16 protein-coding genes are annotated in these 12,687 nt (G+C 31.1%); all 16 read left to right on the forward strand.

Going from position 1 to position 12,687, the window contains the following annotated elements:
- Positions 1-75 precede the first annotated feature (75 nt).
- The 16 genes from B2U95_RS09490 to B2U95_RS09565 all read left to right on the forward strand — a co-directional run bounded on the left by B2U95_RS09490 (position 76) and on the right by B2U95_RS09565 (position 12,666).
- Complete coding sequence (locus B2U95_RS09490; RefSeq protein ID WP_296315522.1) at positions 76-1,089, forward strand: hypothetical protein; 1,014 nt, start codon at positions 76-78, stop codon at positions 1,087-1,089.
- Positions 1,090-1,254: 165 nt separating this feature from the next.
- Positions 1,255-2,247, forward strand: a complete 993-nt coding sequence (locus B2U95_RS09495; RefSeq protein WP_296315524.1) for an AhpC/TSA family protein — start codon at positions 1,255-1,257, stop codon at positions 2,245-2,247.
- 166 nt (positions 2,248-2,413) lie between these two features.
- Entirely contained in the window at positions 2,414-3,280 is an 867-nt protein-coding gene (locus B2U95_RS09500) for a DUF6236 family protein (RefSeq protein ID WP_296315527.1), read from the forward strand.
- Between the two features lie 183 nt (positions 3,281-3,463).
- A complete protein-coding gene (locus tag B2U95_RS09505) occupies positions 3,464-4,639 on the forward strand; it encodes a TlpA disulfide reductase family protein (protein ID WP_296315528.1) in 1,176 nt (391 codons plus the stop codon).
- Positions 4,640-4,831: 192 nt separating this feature from the next.
- The gene (locus tag B2U95_RS09510; RefSeq protein WP_296315531.1) at positions 4,832-5,470 is read left to right on the forward strand and encodes a hypothetical protein; all 639 of its coding nucleotides are present in this window, start codon (positions 4,832-4,834) and stop codon (positions 5,468-5,470) included.
- 162 nt (positions 5,471-5,632) lie between these two features.
- Complete coding sequence (locus B2U95_RS09515; RefSeq protein WP_296315534.1) at positions 5,633-5,884, forward strand: hypothetical protein; 252 nt, start codon at positions 5,633-5,635, stop codon at positions 5,882-5,884.
- 448 nt (positions 5,885-6,332) lie between these two features.
- On the forward strand, positions 6,333-6,893 hold the full coding sequence (locus B2U95_RS09520; protein WP_296315537.1) for a hypothetical protein: 561 nt from the start codon (positions 6,333-6,335) through the stop codon (positions 6,891-6,893).
- A 326-nt stretch (positions 6,894-7,219) separates the two neighbouring features.
- Positions 7,220-7,594 carry a DUF2750 domain-containing protein gene (locus B2U95_RS09525; protein ID WP_296315538.1) on the forward strand — a complete coding sequence of 125 codons (375 nt, stop codon included), beginning with the start codon at positions 7,220-7,222 and terminating at the stop codon, positions 7,592-7,594.
- 231 nt (positions 7,595-7,825) lie between these two features.
- Positions 7,826-8,125 (forward strand): type II toxin-antitoxin system RelE/ParE family toxin, encoded by a 300-nt coding sequence (locus B2U95_RS09530; protein WP_296315541.1) that lies wholly within the window; start codon positions 7,826-7,828, stop codon positions 8,123-8,125.
- Between the two features lie 5 nt (positions 8,126-8,130).
- Positions 8,131-8,418, forward strand: a complete 288-nt coding sequence (locus tag B2U95_RS09535; RefSeq protein ID WP_296315543.1) for an addiction module antidote protein — start codon at positions 8,131-8,133, stop codon at positions 8,416-8,418.
- Between the two features lie 298 nt (positions 8,419-8,716).
- Positions 8,717-9,286, forward strand: coding sequence for a hypothetical protein (locus B2U95_RS09540; RefSeq protein ID WP_296315546.1), 570 nt, complete (start codon positions 8,717-8,719; stop codon positions 9,284-9,286).
- A gap of 161 nt (positions 9,287-9,447) precedes the next feature.
- Complete coding sequence (locus B2U95_RS09545; protein WP_296315549.1) at positions 9,448-10,110, forward strand: hypothetical protein; 663 nt, start codon at positions 9,448-9,450, stop codon at positions 10,108-10,110.
- A gap of 204 nt (positions 10,111-10,314) precedes the next feature.
- Positions 10,315-10,557 (forward strand): type II toxin-antitoxin system ParD family antitoxin, encoded by a 243-nt coding sequence (locus B2U95_RS09550; protein ID WP_296315552.1) that lies wholly within the window; start codon positions 10,315-10,317, stop codon positions 10,555-10,557.
- Positions 10,554-10,859 (forward strand): type II toxin-antitoxin system RelE/ParE family toxin, encoded by a 306-nt coding sequence (locus B2U95_RS09555; protein WP_296315555.1) that lies wholly within the window; start codon positions 10,554-10,556, stop codon positions 10,857-10,859. The genes B2U95_RS09550 and B2U95_RS09555 overlap by 4 nt, the downstream gene beginning before the upstream one ends.
- Positions 10,860-11,041: 182 nt before the next feature.
- Positions 11,042-11,749: a hypothetical protein gene (locus B2U95_RS09560; protein ID WP_296315558.1), complete on the forward strand. Its 708-nt coding sequence runs from the start codon at positions 11,042-11,044 to the stop codon at positions 11,747-11,749.
- Between the two features lie 146 nt (positions 11,750-11,895).
- A complete protein-coding gene (locus B2U95_RS09565; protein ID WP_296315560.1) occupies positions 11,896-12,666 on the forward strand; it encodes a tetratricopeptide repeat protein in 771 nt (256 codons plus the stop codon).
- Positions 12,667-12,687: the final 21 nt, after the last annotated feature.

The following is a 12,687-nucleotide window of genomic DNA, read 5'->3' on the forward strand; positions in this document are numbered from 1 at the left end:
CGTGCACGTTGTGCATAATTTTTTACAAGATTTCGATTCAATTGGAATAAAAACATTTTAATTTTTATAAAACATATGATTGTTGACTTTAAAGAAATTCCTCCAGCAAATTCTTCAGATGGTAATCAAGATCAATTTGAATTATTTGCCAGAGATTTTGTAGAAAATTTAGGATTTTTGATAATCGAACAGCCTGACAGAGGTCAAGATGGCGGTAAAGATATTTTAATTTCGGAGAAATTAAAGGGCATAAGAAAAAGCTCTGAACGAACTTGGGTTCTAAGCGCAAAACACTTTGCTCCATCAGGAAAATCAGTTGGAATAAATGATGAAATTAATATTAGAGATCGTGTAGAAAAATACAAAGCAGATGGTTTTTTTGGTTTCTATTCAACTTTACCAAGTTCTGGCTTATCTTCAACTTTTAAGGGGTTAACAAATAAATTATTCTTAGATTATTTTGATTCAGGAATGATTCAAAATGAATTAATCACCAATCCGATATTGGAAAATGTTTTTAGGGCTTATTTTCCTATTTCATTTTTAAAATTTAAATCCATTGGAGGTTATCCTGCAACAACAAAAGATTTACATACTTCATTTACAGGAGGGGATTCATTTCCCTTAATTGATTATGGCATAAATTCAGAAGGCTGGATTACACCAACATTATTAAATAGAGGAGCTTATACAATTTATGATCTTGACGTAATTATTAGTTACTCAATAGATCGCGGTGGTCCATATTTAACTCGACAAAGTTTTCCGTTTCTACATCCACAAAGCAATATTTTCTGTAATAGTTTCAAACTTGATAAGGTTATTGCTAAAGGAGAAATTTACAGTCAAATATATGCGAGAAATGGTGTATTCTTCCAAACAACTGGATTAGGCGCCTATAAGAATAATAAATCCTCTGATGAATTTATTCGAACCACAAGTAAATCAATATATAAACAAGGCCACCAGTCTAAAAGTAAAGAATTGGTATATTCTACAAATAACATAATTAAGAATTTTTTATTAAACGGTGAACCTATTGAATTTATCAAAGAATTAAAGAAAAACCAAGAGAATGATATTTATTAAAAAAACTTTGCACAACATCGGTTAAGCGCAAATAGCGGGCATTCTGGTGAAAAGTGCTATTTTAGAGACCAATTAAAAAACAACAAAGCCGACAAGAACGTGTCCCTAGTCCACTCTACTTGCCTTAACCAAGACCGTTGGCAACAAGCATTAAATAAAATTTATATGAAAAAATTGATTTTAGGACTCTCAATAATATTGCTCGGTTCTTGCAACGAACAAAAGAAGATAGAATTTTCGTTAGAAGGAAAAACTCAAGAAATCGAGAATGGAACAGTAATATTATTAGATGGTGATAATACAATTTTAGATTCTACAATTATTGAAAATAATTCGTTTGCTTTCCATACAGATTTGACTAAATCTCCTAAACAAGTAATCCTTAGGACAAAAGATTATTCACATTATAGATATTTATGGCTAGAAGACACTATCATGACCTTTGACGCAAGCAAATCAGATTTTAGTAACGCAGAAGTTACTGGTTCATACGAAGAAAATCTTAGTCAAGAATTAAGCAAAGAAACCGATTCTCTTCCAAGAGATAAACGACTTAAAATGGAGATGGAATTTGTGAAAAACCATCCAAACAGCATACATAGTTCATATATACTTTCCGTTTATTCAGCGACTTGGGGCAAAGAAAAAACTACAGAATTATATAAAAATTTTTCAAGCGAAAATAAAAATAACCAATACGGCAAGAAAATTTCGAAATACATTGAGCTTAATCAAAATCCCCAATTAGGTGAGAAATATGTGGACTTCGAAATGAAAGATACCTTGGGAAATATAAGAAAACTATCAAATTTAAAAGGTCGAGTAGTTTTACTTGAATTTTGGGCAGCTTGGTGCGGACCTTGTAGAAAAGAAAATCCCAACCTTGTCAAAACCTATGAAAAATTTCATCCAAAAGGATTTGAAATATTTGCTGTCTCTTTAGACGATAATAAAGATAATTGGATAAAAGCAATAAAAGATGATGGCTTAATATGGAATCATGTTAATGATTTAAATGGAAAAGAAAATAAGGCTTCTTTAATTTATGGTATTAGTGGAATACCAGATAATTTTTTAATTTCAGAAAATGGCGAAATCATTGGTAGAAATTTAAGAGGAGAAAAATTAAATCAAACTTTAAATGAAATCCTGCAATAATGCCGGTTGCCAACATCGGTTACCAGCAAATAGCGGGCATTCAGTTGAAAAGTGCTATTTTAGACATCAACTAACAAATAACATAGCCGACAAGAACGCGTCCCTACTCCGCGCTACTTGCGGTAACCAAGAGCGTTGGCAACAATTTTAAAACACATAATACAAAATGAATAGAGGTATTATTACAAATCCTGCAATAATGGATAGAAATGATTCTCAGAGCGTTTCTATATCTGGATCAATTTCAATAAATGATTTGAATTACTATTTACTTTACTGGGACAAAATAGTAATGCCTACAAATAACATTTTTCATGTTGGAGTACATAATGAAGAAGAATTACTAAAAACTAAAATATTAGAAAGACCGAGAATCGCATTTTCTAGTTGGTCTACAAATACTCAGAATGGTTCGTATGATCCCTTCGTAATAGCACAATCCATTGTAGCTAATGAATTAATTTCAACTGATAAAACTACTGATTGGACAATTCACCAAATTGGAGATGGAATTGCAATTGGTGACAAGCAGAAAAAAGAATTTAATTCTCTCAAGGTAGAACTACTAAAATGTTTACCTGTTCCAAATGACAATATAAACTTCCAAGAAATTCTAGATTTTAAAGATAAACGGAAAGATGAGTTACTTGAGTTACATTCAAAAATTGATGAATTATATCTCGAAATCCTTTCTTCACCAGACAAAGATTTAAAAGCAAAAAAAATAATTAATGAACTTAAAAATAGCATTGATAAAATCGATACTGTTTCAAAAGAAAGATTCAAATCAATTATCAAATATAACTTAACTACGGAATTAAATTTAAATGGTAAAGATTTGGGAATAGCAATTGCAAGCGGAGCAATTTTCGATAATTACACCTCTGGATTTTCATTACCTATTGGAACGGTTGTATCCGGATTACTTTCATTAATTAAAGTTAAAGCCAATCGTACTGCTAGCGTTGAAAAAGCAGAAAATAAGTTGAAATTAAGTTATTTAGCAAATGCTAATAGAAAGAAGATAATTTAAAACTATTGCCAACATCGGTTAAGCGCAAATAGCGGGCATTCTGGTGAAAAGTGCTATTTTAGACACCAAGTAAGAACCAACAAAGCCGACAAGAACGTGTCCCTACTCCACGCTACTTGCCTTAACCAAGACCGTTGGCAAACATTTAGAAACGCTGAATAATTAACAATAAAATTCTAAGAAATGAATATTAAAGGCTTCATAACATTTATTCTTGCATTAATCATTTTAACTTCCTGTAATCAACCAAAATCCGATAAGAAATCATTTGTATTAAAAGGTACAGTTGATGGTCCTAACACAGAATATGTAGTCTTAAGCTATACAGACAGTAGCGATGTTTACATATCCGACACATTACCAGTAAAAAATAATTCTTTTTTTAAACAAGGTTCTCTTATCCATCCACAATTGGTTTCTTTGACAAGCAATTTAACGGGTGATTATATGGAAGATCCTAATCGACTACGATTTTTTTTAGAACCAAATGAAATGGAAATCACTCTTCAGGAAGATCAATTCCCCGATGCTTTAATCACTGGTTCTAAAAGCCAAAATGAATATGAGCTGTTAGCTAAAGAAATTAAACCATATTATGAGAAAGTTAATTTAAATGTAGCTCAAAGGAAAAAGTTAACTGAGGATAACAGGGAAGAAATAGAAAAGTCGAACATAAAAATTCGAAAACTATTTGATGAAGTTAAAAATATCCAACTCAAGTATGCTATTAATAATCCACAATCATATGTAAGTGCAGAGGTAATTAATTTTCATAGTAGACAATTGCCCATTGATTCACTTAAAATGCTTTATGCCGGTCTCGACCCAATTCTAAAAGATTCGTTTTATGGTTTAGCAATTCATGAGGAAATCAAATCATATAAATTTATACCTATCGTGGATTCAGGAGATATTGCGCCTAATTTTACTTCAGAAAATAGTGATGGCAATGTTTTAAGTCTAAATCAATTTAAAGGAAAAACTGTATTGTTAGATTTTGGAGCAGGTTGGTGTGTGCCTTGTAAAGAAGAAATTCCCGAAGTAAAGAGAATTTTTGATAAGTATCATTCAAAAGGACTGGAAATTATAGGCATTTCATTTGATAAAGATAAAACCAGTTGGAAAGAAAACATAAAAGATGAAAAATTAAATTGGCACCACATTTATGTAGGATCGGACAATATACGAGAGAATGGCTCTATTAACGTATTATATCGAGTGCAGCCCATCCCAGCATACATTTTGATTGATGAAAATGGAATTATAATTGACCGCTATCGTGGTGCAGACAAGAAAGATAAAAGCTTAAAAGATTTGGAAGCAAAACTTGAAACTTTGTTATCTTCTAAATTACTTTAATTTTAAAAAAACGTTAGCCAACATCGTTTAACAGCAAATATCGGGCATTCTGATGAAAAGTGTTATTTTAGAGACCAAGTAAAAAACAATTAAGCAGACAAGAACGTGTCCCTACTCCACGCCACTTGCGTTAAACAAGACCGTTGTGCAACATTTGACAAAAAATTGAACTTTAACCTGAAATAAACCTACATGAAAAAAAATTTACTGATTTTAAGTTTTGGACTGATCATGACTTTCTGTTATTCTCAAGAAAAACTTGACATTGAAGAAGAAAGATTTAAACAACAAATTGATACAATTGTCGAAGAATTAAAATTCAACTACGAATATGACCAGGCATTAAGAGAATATATAATTTACAAAACCTTTGACAAATCTGTGACCGACAGTATTGAAAGCCTTGAAAATGAAAAAGACCGACTAAATTATATTTTTTCGACAAACTTCAAATCGGACTTGGCCAAAAGAATATGGAAAGAATTTATTCATCCTTCAGATGACAAGTTTACAGAAAGATTAATTGCAATAAGCGATTCTGTAGGTTATCCAAGTCTAAAAAGGATAAAAAAATATTACGATTCAGAACTTCCAGAAGAATTTAATCCGACAATATTTTTTGTTCATTCACGAGAAAAATATTGGAAAAAAATCAATGAAATTGCCGAGAGAGAATTTAAAAATGGAAATATGGGAAAATGTGATTATGGCTATATCCGTTGGCATACTTCAAGCAGAAAAGAAAATAAATATTTAGACGAATACGGAATAAAATATGGTGCAAATTCTAAAGGTCGTGCTGTATATATTCAAACATGTGAAGATAAATAAAAACGTTGCACAACATCGGTTAAGCGCAAATAGCGGGCATTCTGATGAAAAGAATTATTTTAGAGACCAAGTAAAAAACAACAAAGCCGACAAGGACGCGTCCCTACCCCACGCTACTTGCCTTAACCAAGACCGTTGGCATAAATACACAACATTCGAAATATGAAGAAAATTTACATCACATTTACTCTAGTATTATTTATAATTTATGAGGGTTATAGCCAAGATAGTATTGACTCGGACACTAAAAGAACAGTAATAAGTAATGGAATCGGACTAGGAAGCGTAATCGCTGGAGTAACTTCTTGGGAAAGAAATAAATCAGTATTATTAGCAATTATCCATGGTTTTTTTAGCTGGTTTTATGTAATATATTTTGTTTTAACTAGAAAAAAGAATGAAAGAAAATCATGAAAGTCAAAGAAATAATAGAGCTAATCTGACAATATTTTTTTTTACTCACCTTTAGCTTTTTAACGGATAAAATTGATAATAAGAAATTATGCATAAAAAAAGTAAATTCAATTTTTAGTTTTTTAAAGCTTTTCGACTAAAGCTGATAATGGTTTGAGCAATTGTGATAATTCAGGAAATTTAATTCGAACTTCATCGGAAACTGGAAATAATCGAATTGAATATTTATTCACAAATGAGAATTTCGATTACGCTTTAATTTGCTGAGATGGATGTATATAAAACAAAAGAATTACTAAAAAGTACTTATGCCAACATCGTTTAACAGCAAATAGCGGGCATTGTGGTAAAAAGTGCTATTTTAGAGACCAAGTAACAAACAACAAAACCGACAAGTTTGCGTCCCTACTCCCGCCACTTGCGTTAACCAAGACCGTTGCCCACAATTATGAGAAAAATCCTGCTGACATTTATAATCGGAGTTGTATTCGCAAATGGTGCTAATAAAAAAGATGAACTGACATCGGAAAACCAAAGTGATTTGGAAAAGGCACAAAGTACGAATGAAAGTGAGTTAGAATATATTGATAGATGGAATCAAATTGAACTTGCTCAAACTGATGATAAATATGGTGAATGGGGCGGTGACTCTGATATAATTTTAATATACTCTGATGGGGAAAATGTTTTTGCCAATTATTCGAGATATTTGGGCTCTTATGAACCTCCAATGCCACCAAAAGAAAACGAAAAACCAAAAAAATGGTATGAATATAAAAAGTTGGAACGCAAAATTGATAGTATCGAATTGAGCGTTGACCAAATTGGGCTGATTGAAAATGCTATTCTAGAATTGACTAAAACTAAAATTAATTCAGAGACATATCCATCTCATAGCGGATTTGTAAATAGTGTGATTTCAAGAGACTCTAGTTTGATAATAGAAGATTATCCCTCAAATGAGTGGAAGTCATTTCAGCGACTGAAAAAAAATATAATGGAAAAATAACTGTGGGCAACATCGGTTATCGCAAATACGCTGGCATTTCGTAAAAAGTATTATTTTAGTCTTTAAGCAAGAAAAAGTTTAGCCGAATTTATCACGTATACAAACCCGCTACTTGCGTTAACCAAGACCGTTAGCTCTCATTAAAATTCAGAAAAGAAGAAAGAAATTATTGTTTGAAACTTTTCAACAAAATTTTAATAAACGATTTCTTAAATTTTGGAATTTTATAAATTCAATTGAAAAACTTAGTTAAATTGACAAACGAAAGATGCCATAAAATTTATTGAAAACAAACTAGGTCGTATAAAATCGGAAAAGAAAATAAAATGAATTCAAAAAAAATTGAAAATATCTTAAGCCTAAATAACAAAGAAAGATATGATTACCTAATTCGCAAAGTATCTGATTTTGAACAAATTTATCTAATATTAGGATCACTAAATCAAATGACTGATATAAATGGACAAGAATGTTTTCCTGTTTTTCCTGAAAAGGAATTTGCAGAGATAATTATATCTCATATACCAAACGGTAAAAAGATTAAAAAATATGATTTAAATGAGTTTATTCAATGGATAAGTAAGTTTAACTCTAATGAATATAAATTTTTAGTTTTCCCTGATGAAAATATAAATGCATTAATAAAAAGTCCATTAGAATTTAAAAATGATTTGATAGAAGAATGTAAGCAATATGAATAAATAACGAGAGCTAACATCGGTTAAGCGCAAATAGCAGGTATTCTGGTGAAAAGTGATATTTTAGGCATCAAGTAACAAACAACAAATCCGACAAGAACGCGTCCCTACTCCACGCTACTTGCCTTAACCAAGACCGTTGTGGTGCATTATTCAGCAAGCTCAGAAAACCTAATTAAATTTTATTCAATCAAAAAAATAATGTAAATTTGTATCCAAGTAGATACAATATTTATGTTCTTTATTGAGAAAACAAATGAATTCGATAAATGGCTGAGAAAGCTAAAAGACTTAAAAGCTAAATCAAAAATATTATTTAGAATACAGAAATTAGAAATTGACGAACATTTTGGAGATTGCAAACCTGTAGGCGACGGAATTAGAGAAATGCGAGTGAATTTTGCGAAAGGATATCGTGTTTACTTTAAAGAAAAGGACGGTAAAATAATTGTTTTATTGATTGGTGGAGATAAGTCATCTCAAGAAAATGATATTACAAAAGCGAAAGAAATCTGGAAAAAACTAAACAAATAGAAAATATGGGAACTTCAAAATTTGACATTGCAGATTATTTAGACAGTAAGGAGATGGTCGCTGAATATCTCAATACTGTTTTAGAAGAAGGAGATAATGCAGATGTAATTAATGCAATTGGTCATATTGCAAAAGCGATTGGAATGACCAAAATATCAGAACAAACTGGATTGAGCAGACCGAGTTTGTACAAAGCTTTATCCGATGGAGCAAAACCTCAATTCGCTACAATAATGAAAGTTTTAAAAGCGATTGGCGGACAAATTCAGGTCAGTCCAAAAATGTCTGCCTAGAAAATAACGCACCACAACATCGTTTAACAGCAAATGGCGGGCAGTTTGGGGAAAAGTGTTATTTTAGAGACCAAGTAACAAACAACAAAGCCGACAAAAACGTGTTCCTACTCCACACCACTTGCGTTAAACAAGATGTTGTGCAACATTTTTGAACAAAACCTATGAACAATAAATTTATACGAACATTAATTATCATAAACGGAATTTTAATTCCCTTTTTTATTCTATATCTACTAGGAATAATAACTTACGATAATTTCAAAAAAAGGAGCCAATTGATTTATGTGATGGTTTAGTGCTTGAAAATGAAAACCTCTCTGAATTCTCTATATTAAACTCTGAACCAATAAAAATTCCAAACTCCGAACTTTACTATGTAACTGTTGAGAAAAAATATAGAAGTCAAGACGGAGAAATGGATATTGAGATTGCACATACGCCAAATATGGTTAGACAAAATACAATCAACTTTCTGTTTTTAGACAAACAACAATCTGAATTAGGAAAATTGTTACCTGGAAATGGTTCTATAACTTCAATGTCAGTTTTAAACCGATTTACTGAAAACCCTGAAGAATTAAAACAAATTAAGCACATAGCTTATTACATAGCGACAAAAGACACAAATGAAGACGGAATTATAGATAGTGCTGACCAACATTATGTTTACCTATCGGACTTAAATGGCAAGAATTTAAAAAAAGTGACTGACCGAAAAGTAAAACGATTCCGATGGTTAAATCAAGGAAAAGAAATGATATTGACCTTTGACCAAAAAGACCACAAAAATGACTTCGATTACGCTATTTATAATTTAGAAACTAATGAAATTCGTCCAACGGAGAAACTGAACGAAATTGAATAAAAAAACGTTGCACAACATCGGTTAAGCGCAAATAGCGGGCATTCTGGTGAAAAGTGCTATTTTAGACATCAAGTAGCAAACAACAAAGCCGAAAAGAACGTGTCCCTACTCCACGCTACTTGCCTTAACCAAGACCGTTGTACACCATAAAAACAAAAAAAATGAAGTTTTCCAAACTCTTATTGATATTAGGATTTATCATTTCCATTGCAGTAAATGCTCAAGGTGAATTTAAAGGCAAAATAATTTATAAGGTAGATTTCGAAATCGAGCATCCAAACATATCCGAAGAAATGCTCTATGAGGAATTTGGTACTGGAGCAATATTTCTTTATGATAATGGAAAATACTATCAAGAATATTTTGATGGAGCAACAGAATTTGACATAATGGATTCAACTTCTGGGATTTACTACAATAAGAAAAAAAACAATGACACAATATTTGTCTTTGATCCCTCATTTAGAACCGATGAATCTTTAATAAATATAGAAGAAGGTTCTAGTAACGAAATAGTGCTAGGTTATCAATGTGACTTTTTCAAAATAAATGTCAATATTGACTCCATAAATCAAAATTATTATCTAAAATTCTTCTTTACAAAAGAAATACCAATTGACGGATCTCGATTTGAAAATATCAAAAAAGGATTTGCAAATATTACCTACGGAAAGATGAATGCTATTCCAATTAAATTTGAAATTGGAGATGAGTATTTTAAAATGATTGCCACTGCTTCTGAAATAGACGAAAGCTATAAATTTGATATTGATCAAATAATCCAAGAAAAATTAAAATCCTATCCAAAGAAAAATTTGAACTAGTTTTAACGGTGTACAACATCGTTTAACGCAAATAGCGGGCATTTTGGTGAAAAGTATTATTTTAGAGACAAGGTAACAAATAACAAAGCCGACAAGAACGTGTCCCTACTCCACGCCACTTGCGTTAAACAAGACCGTTGTGTTTAATTTTTCAATTTGTATTAGTTACCAATTTTTGGTACTTTTGAATAAATCAAGTTAAAAATGGGAAAAAACACCTCCATATCGTTAGGTAATCATTTTGAGAGTTTTATAAATAATGAAATTAGTTCAGGAAAATATAACTCTGTAAGTGAAGTAATTCGCTCTGCTCTTAGACTTTTAGAAAGAGAAGAAATCAAAGAACAAGAATTGATTAAAGCTCTTGAAGTCGGAGAAAACTCGGAATTAATTGACAATTTCAATGCTTCTGAACATTTGAAAGAATTACATCGCAAAAACTTATGAGCAAGAACAACTATCTCATAAGCAAAAAGGCTGTTGAGGATTTAGAAAACATATGGTTGTTTACACTAAAAAAATGGTCTGTTGAGCAAGCCGACAGATATTATAAATTGATAATTGACGAGATTATTTTTACTTCTGACAATTATTTGACTGGAAAATCTATCGACCATATTCGAAAAGGATATCGAGTAACTAAGATTAAATCACATCTGATTTTTTATAAAAAAACGGATAATGGTTTAATGGAAGTAATTAGAATTCTTCATCAAAGAATGGACGTTAAAAGCCGACTGAAAAAATGATTTAGTGCTTCCTTATAAAATTGGTGGAGAAAAACTAAAACACAACATCGGTTAAGCGCAAATAGCGGGAAATCTGGTGAAAAGTGTTATTTTAGACACCAAGTAAAAAACAACTAAGCCGACAAGTTCGTGTCCCTACTCCTGCTACTTGCCTTAACCAAGACCGTTACATAGCATATTTTATGAAGAGACTGCTTTTATTAATAATACTGACTTCTTATCTGACAAGTTTTGCTCAGAACGAAAAAAATGATCTTTTGACCGTAGTTCTAAATAAGTTAGAAATTGAAAAAGCTGACTGCTTTGACCAACTAATTACTCATCATGATTTTGGTAATGAAACGTTGTTTGTAATTCCGACTATTTGGGAAAAAGGAGATGGTTATGCGATTTTGAATAGTAATATCATATTGATAAATAATAAGAATCATGAAATTATAGGAACATTTCAAAAAAATAACGATCTGTATACAGATGCTGTACGATTAGATAAAATAGAAATTGACTCCAGTTTATTTAGAATAAATAATGCAAAAAGTGCTTATAAATTGATATTTTCATATTCAAACAATAGTAAACCAAATCCCTATTATACAGTTAGTATGTCACTATTTATAAATGAAAAGGATTCTTTAAAAAGAATCTTGAAAGATTATAAGATAGAAACGATGAATGGAGAAACTGATACAAATTGTCAAGGAGAATTTGAAAAGCACACAAAACAATTGCAAATAATTGAAAACTCTAATCGAGAATTTCCTGAAATAAGAGTTTTAGATTCAATTAGAAACTTCAAAATCTCTGAAAACTGTGAGATGGAAGCGGTTCAAACTAAATTAATTACAGACACTTTGAGATTCCAGGTTAAAGAATACAAATACGCTATGTAACATCGGTTAAGCGCAAATAGCGGGCAATCTGGTAAAAAGTGTTATTTTAGACACCAAGAAACAAACAACTAAGCTGACAAAAACGTGTCCCTACTCCACGCTACTTGCCTTAACCAAGACCGTTAGGGTGCATTTAAAACAAAAAAATGAAAAAAAATATTTACATAATACTTTTAGTTTTTATTGTAGTTAGCTGCGAGAAATCAATTTCAGAAGCGGACAAAAAACGTGTGGCAGATTTCAATGAAAAAGCTTGGCAATACAGAGCAGAAAATGATTTAGAAAAAGCAAAAGACTATTACTCACAAGCCATAGAAATCGATCAGTCAACTACATCTATACGTTATGAACTTATCGGAGTTTATGTTGAGCAAGATAGTTTAGACAAGGCTTTCGAGCTATTAGAAGAAATTCCATCAAAACAGAAAGAAACTGAAAATTATTATCAAGTAAAAGGTGGACTTTACGAATATAACGGACAAAAGGAAAAAGCGATTGATAGCTATAAAAAAGCTTTTGAATTAACTAAAAAACCAGAAGTTAAAAATGAAATGGACCTAATGTCATTGGTTAATTATACTATGTTAGAAACTTTGGCTGGCAATAAAGATCAAGCGGTAAGCAGACTAAACAAAACTTTAGATTTGGACTGGTTATCTGAAAGTAACAAGAAATATTTAACAACTTTCAGGAATGAATTTGAATATTATCAAGGCAACGGAACTTTAGAATTCAACCCAAAAAATGATATTATCATTAAAACAACAAATTCGGACAGTATAGAATCGATATTGAAAGAAAATCATATAAATATTTCAGGAAGTAGCTCGAACAATGGAAATGACACAACCGAAATTTATATTTCTGAAAAATATAGAAAAGGAATTGAAAAACTGAACAGAAAAAACGCACCCTAACATCGGTTCCTATGAAAAGCA

The sequence above is a fragment of the Winogradskyella sp. UBA3174 genome (assembly GCF_002364335.1).
In the GTDB taxonomy this organism is placed as follows: Bacteria; Bacteroidota; Bacteroidia; order Flavobacteriales; family Flavobacteriaceae; genus Winogradskyella.